Here is a 15,937-nt window from a genome sequence, read left to right on the forward strand (position 1 = left end):
TGCAGTTGATATGAGAACGAATGAAAAAATAGCAGAAGTATTTGGTAAACTGGTATCTATTGATTCCCCTTCGCTAAAAGAACGTGAGATGGCAGACCACCTGAAAAAATTATTTGGAGAGATCGGAATCCAGCTTGAAGAAGATCACACTCAGGAGATAACCGGTTCTAATGCCGGAAATCTTTTTGCAAGGCTGGAAGGTGAAGCTGGATCAGAACCTCTTCTTTTCGGAGTTCACATGGATACGGTAGAACCATCCAGAGGAAAGAAAGCCATTTTTCATCAGGATGGAACCGTCACAAGTGATGGAACGACTGTTCTTGGGGCGGATGATCTGGCTGGTGTTACAGCTATTTATGAAGCTGTCCTTTATCTGATGGAATATAAGATTCCGCACAGGACTGTTGAAATTCTTATCACAACCGGAGAAGAATTATACTGCAAAGGTGCCAATGCCTTTGATTATAGTAAGGTACGCGCAAAAGAAGCATATGCATTGGACCTTAGTGGGAAAATCGGGGCAGCAGCTTATGCAGCGCCTACTTTGATCTCTTTTTCAGCCACTGTGCAGGGAAAAGCAGCTCACGCCGGATTTTACCCGGAAAAAGGCATCAACAGTATCCAGGCAGCAGCTAAAGCAATCGCCCGTCTTTCCCAGGGAAGGATTGATGAAAATACGACTGCTAATGTAGGTCTGTTTTCCGGTGGAACAGGAACCAACATTGTGTCCGAATCCTGTACCATAGGAGGAGAAATCCGAAGCCTGAATCATGAAAAGGCAATGAAAATCCTGAATGAATATCACCAGATTTTCAAGGAGGAAGCCGGAAGGATTGGAGCGGCTTTAAAATGGGAAGAAAAGCTGAATATCATTGCATATGAAACAGCACTTGGTGGAAAAACTGCTGAAAATTACCGCAGGGCGGTGGAAAAAGCAGGACTTACAGCAGAATTTGAGAAAACCTTTGGGGGAAGTGACAACAATGTATTTGCCCAGCATGGAATTGAGGGGCTGGTAATCGCAACCTCTATGAACCAGGTGCATAGCTGCGGCGAATACTGCAGTATTCCGGAAATCCGACAGGTGTCGGAAATCCTGGTGAATCTGTGTGCGTTATAACGATTGGAATTGCGATGGGAATCCTGCCTGGCAGGATTCTTTTGGCTTATATCTCTGTTTATATAAATGAAAGCCTGCAGCCTGAAAATCCGGATTGCCGCCGGGATTTTGGCGGTAAAATATGGATAGGGGAAAATACAGCCGGGACTATCATTTGTGATAGAATTCCTGTATAATAATTTTTATAAACACTCTTTCGGGGAGGAGGAACATACGGGTATGGACAAAGATGTTCCGGTTTCCGTCTGGCCAGAATGGGAACTTGTAGAAAAAATAGGGGAAGGCTCCTTTGGAAAAGTATATAAAGCGAAGCGGACAGAGCATGGCCGCTCTTTTTACTCCGCGATCAAGATCATATCAATACCAGGTAATAAAGGGGAGCTGGACAGCGTACGTTCAGAGATGAATGATGAGCAGTCTACCAGGGAGTATTTTCGGAATATGGTAGAGGACTGCATTCAGGAAATATATACAATGGAGCATTTTTGCGGAAATTCCCATGTGGTCTCATTCGAGGATTTCAAGGTAGTGGAGTACCTAGATGAGATTGGCTGGGACATTTCCATCAGAATGGAATATCTTACCAGCTTTATGGACTACTGCACAGGCAAAGAACTCACGGAGAAGGAAGTGATCAAGCTTGGCTGCGATCTTGCAATGGCGCTGATCTATTGCCGTAAGCTGAATATCATCCACCGGGATGTGAAGCCGGAGAATATTTTCGTGTCCAGATTTGGGGATTTTAAGCTGGGAGACTTTGGAATTGCCAGGGAACAGGTGCATACCATGAGTAATATGTCCAAGAAGGGCACTTATTCCTATATGGCGCCTGAGATATACAAGGGGGAGAAGTACGACAGCAGTATCGATATTTATTCCCTTGGAATCGTATTGTATAAACTGATGAATCAGAACAGGCTGCCATTTCTTTCCCTGGATAAGCAGCTGATTACATACCGGGATAAGGAGAATGCACTGGCGCGAAGGATGGCGGGGGATAAGCTGCCCGCACCGGCGAATGCAAGTGCTGCTTTTGCCCATATTATCCTGAAAGCCTGTGCATATGATCCGAAGAAGCGTTACAGGAAGCCGGAGGATATGCTCCGGGATCTGGAGAGCTTACGGCTGGCACCTGTGAATGCGGCAAAAGAATGGGAGAAATCCCAGTGGGAGCTTGCAAATTCCAGTGAGCTTGAGCGTGACCAGAGAAGATATGCTCCGCAGGAGACTGAGCAGGACGATATGGAGAGAACCCATATCGCAGAATCCCCACAGATTGAGAAAGCAGTACGGGATGAGGTTGCGAGGGGGAGCAGAGTAGACTCTGAAGATGCTTCGAAAGCAAAAGTTTCGAAATCGAAATCTTTAAAGGAAAACTCTTCAAAAGAAAAGTACTTAAAAGAAAAATCCTACGGAAATTCGTCTGCTGTTTCGAAGTGGGAGAAAAATGAACACTGGAATCAGGATAGGAGAATTTCTCCATGGACAGTGTCCCTTACAGTTGTAGCTTTGGCAGCATGTATTATCATCGGGGGCTACATGAAGCTGATCCATGATGAAGACCGTAAGGCCCAGAATTCCGGGAAGCTTATGGAGGCACTGGAAGCCAATGATAACAGTACTGCCCAGATCGATGAATTTTCCACTGCGATCCAGACAATTAAGGAACAGGCGAATACGATCGTAAGCGAACTGCCTGACTGTAAGGAAGTTGGCAAGGAGGGAGACCGCCTGCGTTATTACGACAGTAATGGGAAACTGGTGGAGGCATTGATCTATCCGGAGACTTCGGAGGATGGAGTGTACGAGGAATACTATTACTGGGATGAACGGTTGTTTTTTGCCTACGTATGGACTGGCAATAAAGAAGAACTGTATTATTATGATAAGCGTGGGAAACTGATCCGCTGGATCGATACAGACGGAACTGTCCATGACAAAGAAAATGACAGCACAGAGTATACCAAGCGTGGAGAGAAATACTGGAAAAATGCATTGGAGCAGCTGGATGAATAGAATGACATATCATATTAACTATGCTTATACCTGCCATACAGGGAAAGTGCGACTAAATAATGAAGATAATTTCTGGTGCTGTGGCAGGCTTTTGCCGGCGGATAACCAGGGAATAGAGGAAATCTGTGCCGGAGTCCGGCTGCGGGAAAGTCTTCCGGTACTGGCTGTTTTTGACGGCATGGGTGGGGAGAGCCAAGGCGAGATGGCAGCCTGGCTGGCTGCGGATACATTATCCCGTTTTTTTAAGGAAAACAAGGGGATACTCCGTAAAGAACCAGGGCGTTTTCTTGCAGAAGCCTGCAGGGATATGAATCAGGCCGTGTGCAGCTATGAACGGGAACAACGAATTTTTGCTATGGGAACAACGGCAGCCATGATCGCTTTTGGAAAAAAGAAGACTGCTATTTGTAATCTGGGAGACAGCCGGATTTACAAGCTGTCTGGCGAAAAGTTTTCCCAGATATCCAATGATCATGTGCTGAAAAGCTATATGTTTGGAAAAGCGCCTTTGACCCAGTTCCTTGGAGTGGAAGAAACAGAGATGGAGCTTGAGCCTGCCATAGAAACGTTTCCCTATGTAGAAGGCGAACGGTATCTGCTTTGCTCTGACGGTGTGACGGACATGTTGACAGATTCTGAAATCGAAGAGATTATGAAGATGGATATTCCTGTCGAAGATAATGTGAGACTTCTTCGTGACAAGGTGTTGGAGAAAGGGGCCAGAGATAATACAACGATTATTATGTGTGAAGTGAAGCCTGACAGGCGCCCGCTTAGGACCTGGCTCAGGCAAAAAGAGAATAAATGAAGGTGATTTATGATGAGAAACCGAATGCAGGATCTTGATTTTGAACAGACGGTAGCTTTTGACTCTGTAAAAGATTTTGAGTTTACAAGAAGAGCTGCCCAGAGATTCCGTCAGGTTGTCAGCCTGGATGGATTTGAAGATGAGGATGCGGATGTAATTTTCCACTATTTATATAAAGAAATGGAGCTGGTTTCCTTTGGAGATCATCTGAAGCGGTATATATATGAACGGGCAGGTATTGAGGAGCCTTTCGCAGAAGTGCCGCAGGAGGTTTTCAGGGATATTGCGGTAGATTCTTTTAAGGAGACCTATACGCCGAAATCTATGAATCCGACCTCAACCAAGCTTCCGGCACTTGTGAATAACTGGCTTACCCAGGCTTCGGTGAAAAGGGAGACGGTATTTCTGCTGGGATTCGGACTTCGTATGAGTGCGGAGGATGTGTCGGATTTCCTTACCAGAGTGCTGAAAGAGCAGGATTTTGATTTCCATAATCCGGAAGAAGTGATTTACTGGTATTGTTATATGAAGCAGCTTCCATATAGCAAAGCGGAAGAGTATAAAGAAGCATACAAATCCATGGAGCCGGCTGCAGATAAAGAAAAAATCCAGGAAGTGATCAGCGGGGAATTTAATATTGATACAGAAGAGAAGCTTCTTAAATATCTGGCATGTCTGAAAGCTGGCTGGGATGATCCTATGAATGAGAAAAGCCAGGCATTTCAGGAGTTCCTGGGTCTTCTGGAGCATGCAAAGAGGATTATTGCAGCAATGTACCAGAAGGACGAGGAAGAGAAAGGCAGAAATAAGATCTGGAAGCCAGAGAATATTACCCCTTCCGATCTGGAAAAAGTAATCTGTAATGGTATTCCCATTAATAAGATGGGCAATCTGAAGAAAATGTCAGCTTCCATTCTGGCGAAGCATTTCAGCCAGAAAAGATTCAGCAGACAGAGGATTACGAATATTTTGAACCATAAATTCCCTGTGGAGCGTTTTGATTTGCTTACGTTGGAGTTTTTTATCGTGTCTCAGGAGATGGAGGATGATGATCCTTACGACCGGTATCATCATTTTATAGAGGAAGCACAGCAGATTCTGAAAAAATGTGGAATGAGCGAGATCTATATTGTAAATCCATATGAGTGTTTCCTTCTCATGTGTCTTCTTACAGATTGTCCGCTGGCTGTTTTCTCAGAAATCTGGGAAATGTCCTACGAGGAGAATACAGAAAAGGGAAAAGCAGAGTAATCCGGATACATCGGAAGATATTTGAATGGTTACGGAAATTTAAAAGCCATGATAGAGGGAATGTACATATTTCAGCAAGTGGGAATATGTACTTCACTGCTATCATGGCTTTATTATTTATGCAATAGGAAATTCTGTTGGAATCTCCTATTACATAAAAAGCCCTGCCGGGCAGGATTCTTCCTTGTAATAGAAGCTGTTTGAAAATGTTTCTGTCTTAGTCATTATAGTACAGATAAATACTCCGGCTAAGTCGGGCAATGGTGTTCTGGGCATCACCTGCGCTGGAGAGATTCTGGGAAAGGAAGCAGAGAACCAGATCATTTTGTCCTGAGGTATTATAAAGGATTCCGGCATCATTTTCTACGTCAGAAAGCTCGCCGGTTTTATGCGCAACACTGACTCCTTCTGGCAGGGCTGCTGGAATCTTATTATTTCTCTGCTGCTGTTTCAGAAGAGCGTACATATCGTCAGCATGGGAAAGCCCAGATGTGGCAGCAGTACCGGAACAAATCTGGTAGATTTCTTTCAGAAATTTTCCACAGTCATATGCCGAAGTGTAATTATCTCCAAATTCATTGCTTGCAAGAAGAAGACGGCCCATAGAGGTACTGGTATAGCCATGAGCCTGGCAGAAGCTGTTTACCTTCTGCATGCCGGCTGCACTGTCTCCGCCGCCAAGACAGGATACCAGACTGTTGGCTGCCTCATTGTCACTGACGGTGATCATCGGTGTCAGATAAGAATTCAGGGTATCGGCTCCATATTGCTGGGAAAGGGAGTCATAGTTCTCATATACAGCCCCCATGATAAACAGCTTGATCAGGCTGGCTGCCTGCATAGGAATATTGTTAATGGTGGCTTCCGAACCGCCTGCAAGATCACAGATGTAAACACTCCAGGAGCCATTTCCGGCAGGAAGCTGTACAGTGATCTGCGCTGTCAGTGTATCCATTTTTTCATCAGACTTGTTGGCAAAAGCGGAATCTCCATGAGAAGGAGAGATCATTCCGTTATCGGCAGGGGTATTTGAAGGAGTACCTGGGGAATCAGCAGACTGGGAAGAGTCAGAAGCATCTTTTGAATCTGCTTCGGCTGTGTGGGAAGAATCTGTCCCTTCTATGCCGGCCTCAGATGCCTGCGCAGGACCTGCTGGTTCAGATGTCGCTTCTGGTGTCTGGTAAGGAACGGTTGCCTCTTCTTGTTCCGGAAGAACTTGTACAGGCCCCATACTTTCGCCTGCTTTAAGATCTTTTTCGAAAAGCTCATCGCCGGAAATAAATTCCTCATTGGAAGTGTCCGTATCAGTGCCTTCGTCACCAGATATAAATCCAGCTTCATCGCTGGCTGTAGGATTCTGTTGCTGGGAGGAAGAATTATTTTTTGACAGGATATTTTTGGAAAAAACGCCATTTTCCCGGAAAGACAAATAAAGAATGATAATAATAAGGATCACAGCAATTATGCTGAGAAAAAGCAACAGATAAGAAGATGCTGGTTTCTTTTTCTTATTTTTCATAAAGGCTCCTTTCAGTTTGGAAAATAAAGGTTTGCTCTTGTTGATTCAAGCTGGAAACCATAGGTTATGCGGGATCGTTTTCGGCAAAATAAGAATCAATTCCATCTGCGATTCCAGAAGCCATGGTATCCTGAAAATCAGAATCGCACATTTTCAGATCATCGGATTCATTGGTCATGAAACCCATTTCGATTATGGTTACAGGAACAGTGCTCCAGTTGATACCGGTCATATTATCTGCATATGTTATTCCCAGATTTTCAAAGCCGGTTGCATCGCAATAAGAGTTTAGAATGCATGTGGAAAGCTTATTGGACGCATCGAAGAGCTGTGGAACATATGGATTAGAAGCAGACGGACAAATAGTAAGAGCGCCGGAAACAGAGGAAGAATCCACACCATTGGCATGAATGCGTACATATATTTCAGCTCCTTGTTCAGCTACATATTCGGCGCGTTCTTTATTGCTGATCGCTGTATCGTTATCTGTACGTGTAAGGATGGTCTGATACCCGCGATCCTCCAGCATCTTCTGTAATTTCAGGGAAACGTCAAGATTCAGCTGATATTCAGGAAGACCGGAAAAAGAACCTTCTGTGCCCGTGGAGGCTTTCGCTTTCATTTCTGTGGAACCAGGACCAAGAGGCTCCAGATCACTCATGTCTACGCCTGGCCCCTGGTGACCTGGATCAATCCCTATTATGTGCGTGGCTGCGGATGCTTCTGAATAATTGTCAGAAGCCTGGGCATAAATTGTATGTGTCTGAGAAAAAGTGACGCCGGACAGAACGAAAAAAGAAGAGGCAAGTACCCCCAGAACTGCCGGAAAATCATGAAGTATTTTTTGAAATTGCATGTACACATTCTCCTGAATTTTCTATGTTGCATTTAGAAAAGCTGAGTCTATTTGGTAACTGTTCAGAGCCAACGTCCAAAATGTTCCGCATTTAGCTCTGAACAGTTATATCTATTATAATAATGTGTGGAAGGGAATGCAATGTAAAGTTGGGTTTTCCAGTGAATGTATGATTCCAGTGCATTATATGATTTGTGTACATTATAATAGGAAGAAACATCTTTTTGATTCACCGTGATAAATTGTAAAAACCTTGAAAAAATAAGGAAAAATTACAGAAAAACACCTTGACAGAGATATGCAGACAGGATATAATCAAAAAGCGTGCGAAATAAGGCATTTTTTTCCGCGCTTACTAAGATAATAGCAACCGCAAGGAAACCCCATAGAAGAATCTATGGAGAAATAAATCGGGAGGTGAAATGGAATGCCAACATTCAACCAGTTAGTAAGAAAAGGACGCCAGACAGCTGTTAAGAAATCTACAGCTCCGGCTCTGCAGAGAACTTATAACTCTTTAAGAAAGAAAGCAGTTGAGCAGTCTGCACCACAGAAACGTGGCGTTTGCACAGCTGTTAAAACAGCTACTCCTAAGAAGCCTAACTCAGCTCTTAGAAAGATCGCCAGAGTTCGTCTTTCCAACGGAATCGAAGTAACAAGCTACATCCCAGGAGAAGGTCACAACCTTCAGGAGCATAGCGTTGTTCTTATCCGTGGAGGAAGGGTTAAGGACTTACCAGGTACCAGATACCACATCATCAGAGGTACTCTTGATACCGCAGGTGTTGCTAACAGAAAACAGGCCCGTTCTAAATACGGCGCTAAGAGACCGAAAGTTAAAAAATAATCCATCCGTATTGCTGCGGAGACTATAGAGATTTGTACGGTATTCCATATACCCTGTCGGTTGCGGGTTAAATATAGGACCATTACCAGTGCGAACATGCAATAGTTTACTGCGTGAGTACCGATGAGATAATCAGGATGATTAAGGAGGGAAGTAACGTGCCACGTAAAGGACATACTCAGAAAAGAGACGTTCTGGCAGACCCGATGTACAACAATAAAGTTGTTACAAAGCTTATCAATAACATCATGTTAGACGGTAAGAAAGGTGTTGCACAGAAAATTGTTTACGGAGCATTCGCCAGAATGGAAGAAAAATCTGGCAAGCCAGCAATTGAAGTATTTGAAGAGGCAATGAACAACGTAATGCCTCAGCTTGAAGTTAAAGCAAGACGTATCGGTGGAGCTACTTATCAGGTTCCGATCGAGGTAAGAGCTGACAGACGTCAGGCTCTGGCTCTTCGCTGGATCACCATGTTCTCCCGCAAGAGAGGCGAGAAGACCATGGAAGAGAAACTGGCTAACGAGCTTATGGATGCAGCCAATAACACCGGAGCATCTGTAAAGAGGAAAGAAGACATGCACAAGATGGCTGAAGCAAATAAAGCATTTGCTCACTATCGCTTCTAATCAAGGAGGAAAATCCATTGGCTGGAAAAGAAGGTAGAGAATACCCGCTCGAGAGAACCAGAAACATTGGTATTATGGCTCATATCGATGCAGGTAAGACAACTCTTACAGAACGAATTCTGTACTATACAGGTGTCAACTACAAGATTGGTGATACACATGAAGGTACTGCTACCATGGACTGGATGGAGCAGGAGCAGGAGCGTGGTATCACAATCACATCCGCTGCAACAACATGTCACTGGACACTGGAAGAGAACTGCAAACCGAAGCCAGGCGCTTTGGAGCATCGTATCAACATCATTGATACACCAGGCCACGTAGACTTTACTGTTGAGGTTGAGCGTTCCCTTCGTGTACTGGATGGCGCTGTCGGCGTATTCTGTGCAAAGGGTGGTGTTGAGCCACAGTCTGAGAACGTTTGGCGTCAGGCTGATACCTACAATGTACCACGTATGGCATTCATCAATAAGATGGACATCCTTGGTGCAAACTTCTACGGCGCAGTAGAGCAGATCAAGACTCGTCTTGGTAAAAACGCAATCTGCCTGCAGCTGCCAATCGGAAAAGAAGATGACTTCAAAGGAATCATCGACTTATTCGAAATGAAAGCTTACATCTACAATGACGAGAAGGGGGATGATATCACTATCACCGATATCCCGGAAGACATGAAAGAGGATGCTGAGCTTTATCATACAGAACTGATCGAGAAGATCTGTGAGCTGGACGACGATCTCATGATGGAATATCTTGAGGGCGAAGAGCCAAGCACAGACAGACTGAAAGCAGCCCTGAGAAAAGGTACATGCGAGTGTACAGCTGTTCCGGTATGCTGCGGTTCTGCATATAGAAACAAAGGTGTTCAGAAACTTCTGGACGCTATCCTGGAGTACATGCCTGCTCCAACAGATATCCCGCCAATCGATGGTGTTGACATGGATGGAAACCCGACTGTGAGACATTCTTCTGATGAAGAGCCGTTCTCCGCTCTGGCATTCAAGATCATGACAGACCCATTCGTTGGAAAACTTGCATATTTCCGTGTATATTCAGGAACAATGAATTCCGGATCTTATGTATATAACTCTACAAAGGGCAAAAAAGAGCGTGTTGGCCGTATCCTTCAGATGCATGCTAACAAGCGTATGGAGCTGGATAAGGTTTACTCCGGTGATATCGCTGCAGCTATCGGATTCAAATTCACCACAACTGGTGATACAATCTGTGACGAGCAGCATCCGGTAATCCTTGAGTCCATGGAGTTCCCGGAACCAGTTATCGAGCTGGCTATCGAGCCTAAGACAAAAGCAGGACAGGGCAAACTGGGGGAAGCTCTTGCAAAACTTGCAGAAGAGGACCCGACCTTCCGTGCACATACAGATCAGGAAACAGGACAGACCATTATCGCTGGTATGGGTGAACTTCACCTTGAGATCATAGTTGACCGTCTTCTTCGTGAGTTCCACGTAGAGGCTAACGTTGGTGCTCCTCAGGTAGCTTACAAAGAGACAATCACCAAACCTGTTGATGTAGACAGCAAGTATGCTAAACAGTCTGGTGGTCGTGGACAGTATGGTCACTGTAAAGTTAAATTCGAGCCTATGGATGCCAACGGCGAAGAACTGTACAAGTTTGAGTCTACTGTTGTCGGCGGTGCTATTCCGAAGGAATATATCCCGGCTGTAGGAGAAGGTATCGAAGAGGCTATGAAGGCTGGTATCCTTGGTGGATATCCGGTTGTTGGTGTACATGCAAATGTATACGATGGATCTTATCATGAAGTCGATTCTTCTGAGATGGCATTCCACATTGCAGGTTCTCTTGCATTCAAGGATGCTATGCAGAAGGCTGCTCCAATCCTTCTTGAGCCTATCATGAAGGTTGAGGTAACCACACCAGAGGATTACATGGGTGATGTTATCGGTGATATCAACTCCCGTCGTGGTCGTATCGAAGGTATGGATGATGTCGGCGGAGGTAAGATGATCCGTGGATATGTTCCGCTTTCCGAAATGTTCGGATACGCAACAGATCTTCGTTCCAGAACTCAGGGACGTGGTAACTACTCCATGTTCTTCGAGAAATACGAGCCAGTTCCAAAGAGTGTTCAGGAAAAAGTTCTGGCAAAGAAAGACTGATTTAACTACAAGTTGAATTAGGATTTCATATAAAACAATAAAAAGCTTGCAAATATCCTTGATTTGCAATATAATCAAGGATAGCAAGTTTAAAACCGATATGGCGCTCTATTTTAATAGAGAATGAGCCAACTAATCAAGGAGGACATTTTAAAATGGCAAAGGCTAAGTTTGAGAGAACAAAACCGCATTGTAACATTGGTACCATCGGACACGTTGACCATGGTAAAACAACTTTAACTGCAGCTATCACAAAAGTACTTTCTGAGAGAGTTGCTGGTAACGTAGCTACAGATTTCGCTAACATTGATAAAGCTCCAGAGGAAAGAGAGCGTGGTATCACAATCTCTACAGCACACGTTGAGTATGAGACAGAGCATAGACACTATGCACACGTTGACTGCCCAGGCCATGCTGACTACGTTAAGAACATGATCACTGGTGCAGCTCAGATGGATGGTGCTATCCTTGTTGTTGCTGCTACAGATGGTGTTATGGCTCAGACAAAAGAGCACATCCTTCTTTCCCGTCAGGTAGGTGTTCCTTACATCGTTGTATTCATGAACAAATGTGATATGGTTGACGATGACGAGCTTCTTGAGCTGGTTGAGATGGAGATCCGTGAGCTTCTTTCCGAGTATGACTTCCCAGGAGATGATATCCCGGTAATCAGAGGATCTGCTCTTAAAGCTCTTGAGGATCCGAGCAGCGAGTGGGGCGATAAGATCATGGAGCTTATGGATGCAGTAGATAGCTACATTCCAGACCCACAGCGTGACACAGATAAACCATTCGTTATGCCTGTAGAGGACGTATTTTCCATCACAGGACGTGGAACAGTTGCTACTGGTAGAGTAGAGGCTGGTGTTCTTCACGTATCTGATGAGGTTGAGATCGTTGGTATCAAAGAAGAGACTCGTAAAGTTGTTGTAACTGGTATCGAGATGTTCCGTAAACTTCTTGATGAGGCTCAGGCTGGTGATAACATCGGTGCACTTCTTCGTGGTGTTCAGAGAAACGAGATCGAGCGTGGACAGGTTCTTGCTAAACCAGGAACAATCACATGCCATACAAAATTCACAGCTCAGGTTTACGTTCTGACAAAAGATGAGGGTGGCCGTCATACACCATTCTTCAACAATTATCGTCCACAGTTCTACTTCAGAACAACAGACGTTACAGGTGTTATCAACCTTCCAGAAGGAACAGAGATGTGCATGCCTGGAGATAACATCGAGATGACAATCGAACTGATCCACCCAATCGCTATGAGCCAGGGTCTTACATTCGCTATCCGTGAAGGTGGACGTACTGTAGGATCAGGACGTGTTGCTACAGTTATCGAGTAATCTTCGATTAACAATGAGCAGTGCAAATTCGTAGAATAATATTCGGTGGGAGCTTGCTCACACAAGGATATTATTTGGAGAATTTATAGGGCGAATGCCCGACCGAGATGAAGCGAAGCGGAATCGAGGTGCACTGCGGAGTATATATAAATTTGGTATCGTAAGATACCGTGTGTCCAAGCGTAAGATACCCCAGAAACCTTGTGTTTCTGGGGTTTTTCTGTTATATGAATAAAACAAAAGTATTATATTTTGTGAGAGGGTAGAAAGATAATTCGCAAGAGGAAAAGTTCGCTTTTTATAAAAGTGAATAGTTCTGGTTCTACTTTGGCTCTAAATTAAAAAGCAGGCTTACATGAAAACACATATCATGTAAGTCTGCTTATTTTGTTTCAGTAAAAAGAGAGTGTAAAAATGCCTCTAACAGTTGGCGTTGTTCAGGCTTTAGTCTCCGTATTTTTTACTCGTTTAAGAACTGATTATGGAAATATAGATTGGGATATGGTATATTGATTATAGAAAATGTGTGGGAGGTGTTTTAAACTTGGAAAAAAATAAAGTAAAACCGGATACCATACTAAAGAACTTTTGGAAAGATAACGCTCATTTTGCGGATTTATTTAATGCAGCTCTGTTTGATGGAGCACAGGTATTAAATCCTGCTGATCTTTCGGAAGTAGATACAGATGTTTCATCGTTGATAAAATTTAATGGACATGCTGAGACAGTCCAGAAAGTACTGGATGTAGTAAAGAAAACAGCTTATGGAGTTGATTTTGTACTCTGGGGATTAGAAAATCAGGCTAAAATTCATTATGCGATGCCGCTCAGACATATGCTGGGAGATTCTCTTTCCTATTTAAAAGAATATAATGAAATTGCAGCCCGGAATAAGATGGATAAGGATTTTCAATCATCGGATGAATTTTTTTCCAATTTCAAGAAAACGGATCGTCTTCATCCTGTAGTAAGTTTATGTGTGTACTATGGTGAAAACGAATGGGATGGTCCATTTTGTCTGAGCGATATGTTAGAGATACCAGAAAAGCTAAACCCCTTTATATCTGATTATAAGATGAATTTGCTGCAATTAAGAAAGAGCGGATTCTTACACTTTAGAAACTCAGATGTAAATGTTGTATTTGATGTGAGCCGGGCTATCTATGAACGTGATTTTGAAAAAATAAATACCTTGTATAAAAATCAAGAGATCTCGGCAGAACTTGGAGTTGTAATTGGAGCAATTACAGAATCACAGAAACTAATTGACCATGCTTTGCAATCAGAAAGAAGAGGAGGTCAGATCAATATGTGCAGTGCATTAGAAGAACTGGTAAACGAGGGCGTCGAAAGGGGTAGGCAGGAAGGAATCAGAGAAGGAATCTCTGCTAATATTAAGGTTTGCAAAAGATTCAACATGAGTAAGAGCGATGTTGTTCAGAGTATAATGAAAGACTTTTCTGTATCTGAAAAAGATGCAGCAGAGTATGTGGAAATGTACTGGTAGGGACTGAAGTATATAGATTGAGAGAAGAATGGCTGACCTTGTTTTGACCCTATAATTTTGAAAAAACATAATTTTATAGAGCTTTTTCCACCCAAAAATGTATGCCCAAAATAGTGTAAATAAAGGAAAAATGACGGAATAAAAACCTTCTTAAATCTGTGAAGGTGGACGTACTGTTGGATCAGGACGTGTTGCTACAGTTATCGAGTAATTTTAGCATAACATCTTAATATAAATATAGAGTACCGCAAGGTACATTGTGTCCAAGCGTAAGATAGGGGCTGTCGGGAATTATCTATTTCCCGACAGCCTCTTTGGCAATCTAAGAATAGAGTTTTGAGGCAGAATGTGATAGAATGTAAGAAACAAATCGGAATTTGACGGAGGTAGTTATGGCTTTTGATTTTAAGAAAGAGTATAAAGAATTTTATATGCCGAAGAAAAAACCAGAGATTGTAAATGTCCCGAAGGCTAATTATATTGCGGTCAGAGGTAAAGGCAATCCGAATGAAGAAGGCGGTGCATATCAGCAGGCAATCAGTGTTCTATATGCTGTTGCATACACATTAAAAATGAGTTACAAGACCGATTATAAAATAGAAGGTTTCTTTGAATATGTTGTTCCTCCATTGGAAGGTTTTTGGTGGCAGGATGATGTCGAGGATGTAGATTATACAAATAAATCTGCTTTTAACTGGATTTCTGTTATTCGTTTGCCTGATTTCATTTCTAAAGCCGATTTTGACTGGGCGGTAGAAACAGCAACGAAAAAGAAAAAACTCGATTGTTCGTCAGCAGAGTATCTTACGATTGATGAAGGATTATGCGTTCAAATTATGCATATAGGTTCTTTTGATGATGAGCCGGCCACCGTTGCTCTTATGGATACTTATTTAGAACAAAATGGGTATATTAACGATATTAACAAAGATAGATTGCACCACGAGATTTATATGTCTGATGCGAGAAGGGTTGCTCCAGAGAAATGGAAAACTGTAATTAGGCATCCGATTAAGAAAGCGTAAAAACGAAATTTGTGAGGATAAAAGGCGACTTAGAAAGTACAGAACTTCTGACTGTGGGCATTTGGCAGAGTTGTTTTATCATACTGTTCATAGTGTAAATGCCAAAGATTATACAAAAGAACAATTAGATGTCTGGGCAACCGGTATAGTGGATTTGAAAGAATGGGATGAATCATTATTAAAGCATCATACGGTAGTCGCAGTTGAGAATAATGAAATCATTGGTTTCGGTGATATTGATGACTCCGGCTACTTGGATAGATTGTTTGTTCATCAAGACCACCAAGGTGAAGGAATTGCATCTGCAATTTGTGATGAACTGGAATATTCGGTGGGCGGAAGGAAGATTACTACCCATTCGTCTATTACTGCCAGAGCATTCTTTGAACATCGAGGATATAGCGTTATCCAGGAACAGACAGTTATTAGAAATGGAATATTGCTAACAAATTATATTATGGAGAAATAGACAAATTCCAGTTGTGCGCCCAGCTAAGGGTGTGTAGTCAAGCTGGCGGGAATCCGGTTTATCCAAGGTCTAGCCAACCAGATAATAGCGAGTCTTGGGATGATGTCGGTAACAGCATTTGACAAGCGTAGACAGCAAGAAAGCAGGGTTGAATAGTGATTGAGCTTCGAAACGTTAACTTCAGTCGGTCGACGTCTTAACTGGTGCGGAAGACAATATCATGTAATACGATATGGCGAGTATTATGTGGCACTGCGGAGTCAGAGAACCAATCATGTTTTACATTGTGAATACACATCAACTGGGGAGAACCTACCGTTTCTCGAAAAAGAGTATGAAGTCACAACTGAAAACGGAGGACTTCAAATGAATGGCAGGTAGTCGGACAATCTCATAGTAC

General features: G+C 43.1%; 13 protein-coding genes. 11 read left to right on the forward strand and 2 right to left on the reverse strand.

From position 1 onward, the window contains the following. Positions 1-10 precede the first annotated feature (10 nt). From ACTQWB_RS16895 to ACTQWB_RS16910, 4 genes are all read left to right on the forward strand, one after another. Positions 11-1,120 carry a M20/M25/M40 family metallo-hydrolase gene (locus ACTQWB_RS16895; protein ID WP_441502633.1) on the forward strand — a complete coding sequence of 370 codons (1,110 nt, stop codon included), beginning with the start codon at positions 11-13 and terminating at the stop codon, positions 1,118-1,120. Between the two features lie 219 nt (positions 1,121-1,339). After that, a complete protein-coding gene (locus ACTQWB_RS16900) occupies positions 1,340-3,136 on the forward strand; it encodes a serine/threonine-protein kinase (RefSeq protein WP_441502632.1) in 1,797 nt (598 codons plus the stop codon). Next, positions 3,129-3,944, forward strand: coding sequence for a PP2C family protein-serine/threonine phosphatase (locus ACTQWB_RS16905; protein WP_441502631.1), 816 nt, complete (start codon positions 3,129-3,131; stop codon positions 3,942-3,944). Before ACTQWB_RS16900 ends, ACTQWB_RS16905 begins: the two co-directional genes overlap by 8 nt. Positions 3,945-3,953: 9 nt before the next feature. Beyond that, positions 3,954-5,195: a hypothetical protein gene (locus ACTQWB_RS16910; protein ID WP_441502630.1), complete on the forward strand. Its 1,242-nt coding sequence runs from the start codon at positions 3,954-3,956 to the stop codon at positions 5,193-5,195. 217 nt (positions 5,196-5,412) lie between these two features. Here ACTQWB_RS16910 and ACTQWB_RS16915 read toward each other — a convergent pair whose 3' ends face one another. Both ACTQWB_RS16915 and ACTQWB_RS16920 read right to left on the reverse strand, forming a co-directional pair. After that, positions 5,413-6,714 carry a serine hydrolase gene (locus ACTQWB_RS16915; RefSeq protein WP_441502629.1) on the reverse strand — a complete coding sequence of 434 codons (1,302 nt, stop codon included), beginning with the start codon at positions 6,712-6,714 and terminating at the stop codon, positions 5,413-5,415. A 64-nt stretch (positions 6,715-6,778) separates the two neighbouring features. Next, a complete protein-coding gene (locus ACTQWB_RS16920; protein WP_441502628.1) occupies positions 6,779-7,570 on the reverse strand; it encodes an N-acetylmuramoyl-L-alanine amidase in 792 nt (263 codons plus the stop codon). Between the two features lie 427 nt (positions 7,571-7,997). On the opposite strand from ACTQWB_RS16920, the gene rpsL reads away from it, so the two are divergent. The 7 genes from rpsL to ACTQWB_RS16955 all read left to right on the forward strand — a co-directional run bounded on the left by rpsL (position 7,998) and on the right by ACTQWB_RS16955 (position 15,537). After that, a complete protein-coding gene (rpsL, locus tag ACTQWB_RS16925; protein WP_117854826.1) occupies positions 7,998-8,417 on the forward strand; it encodes a 30S ribosomal protein S12 in 420 nt (139 codons plus the stop codon). Between the two features lie 158 nt (positions 8,418-8,575). Then, on the forward strand, positions 8,576-9,046 hold the full coding sequence (gene rpsG, locus ACTQWB_RS16930; RefSeq protein WP_207664929.1) for a 30S ribosomal protein S7: 471 nt from the start codon (positions 8,576-8,578) through the stop codon (positions 9,044-9,046). 17 nt (positions 9,047-9,063) lie between these two features. Further along, entirely contained in the window at positions 9,064-11,187 is a 2,124-nt protein-coding gene (gene fusA / locus ACTQWB_RS16935; protein ID WP_441502627.1) for an elongation factor G, read from the forward strand. A gap of 155 nt (positions 11,188-11,342) precedes the next feature. Then, positions 11,343-12,536, forward strand: a complete 1,194-nt coding sequence (tuf, locus tag ACTQWB_RS16940; protein WP_118583298.1) for an elongation factor Tu — start codon at positions 11,343-11,345, stop codon at positions 12,534-12,536. A 544-nt stretch (positions 12,537-13,080) separates the two neighbouring features. Beyond that, entirely contained in the window at positions 13,081-14,043 is a 963-nt protein-coding gene (locus tag ACTQWB_RS16945) for an Rpn family recombination-promoting nuclease/putative transposase (RefSeq protein WP_441502626.1), read from the forward strand. A 392-nt stretch (positions 14,044-14,435) separates the two neighbouring features. Further along, on the forward strand, positions 14,436-15,068 hold the full coding sequence (locus ACTQWB_RS16950; RefSeq protein ID WP_441502625.1) for a GyrI-like domain-containing protein: 633 nt from the start codon (positions 14,436-14,438) through the stop codon (positions 15,066-15,068). Between the two features lie 61 nt (positions 15,069-15,129). Next, positions 15,130-15,537, forward strand: coding sequence for a GNAT family N-acetyltransferase (locus tag ACTQWB_RS16955; protein ID WP_441502624.1), 408 nt, complete (start codon positions 15,130-15,132; stop codon positions 15,535-15,537). Positions 15,538-15,937 lie beyond the last annotated feature (400 nt).

The organism is Blautia sp. HCP3S3_H10_2 (assembly GCF_052122375.1).
Taxonomy (GTDB): domain Bacteria; phylum Bacillota; class Clostridia; order Lachnospirales; family Lachnospiraceae; genus Blautia_A.

Coding starts and splice junctions, on each gene's coding strand:
- ACTQWB_RS16915 (WP_441502629.1), bottom strand. CDS start 6,714: ATGAAAAATAAGAAAAAGAAACCAGCATCTTCTTATCTGTTGCTTTTT.
- ACTQWB_RS16950 (WP_441502625.1), top strand. CDS start 14,436: ATGGCTTTTGATTTTAAGAAAGAGTATAAAGAATTTTATATGCCGAAG.
- ACTQWB_RS16920 (WP_441502628.1), bottom strand. CDS start 7,570: ATGCAATTTCAAAAAATACTTCATGATTTTCCGGCAGTTCTGGGGGTA.
- tuf (WP_118583298.1), top strand. CDS start 11,343: ATGGCAAAGGCTAAGTTTGAGAGAACAAAACCGCATTGTAACATTGGT.
- ACTQWB_RS16900 (WP_441502632.1), top strand. CDS start 1,340: ATGGACAAAGATGTTCCGGTTTCCGTCTGGCCAGAATGGGAACTTGTA.
- ACTQWB_RS16910 (WP_441502630.1), top strand. CDS start 3,954: ATGATGAGAAACCGAATGCAGGATCTTGATTTTGAACAGACGGTAGCT.
- ACTQWB_RS16895 (WP_441502633.1), top strand. CDS start 11: ATGAGAACGAATGAAAAAATAGCAGAAGTATTTGGTAAACTGGTATCT.
- ACTQWB_RS16905 (WP_441502631.1), top strand. CDS start 3,129: ATGAATAGAATGACATATCATATTAACTATGCTTATACCTGCCATACA.
- rpsL (WP_117854826.1), top strand. CDS start 7,998: ATGCCAACATTCAACCAGTTAGTAAGAAAAGGACGCCAGACAGCTGTT.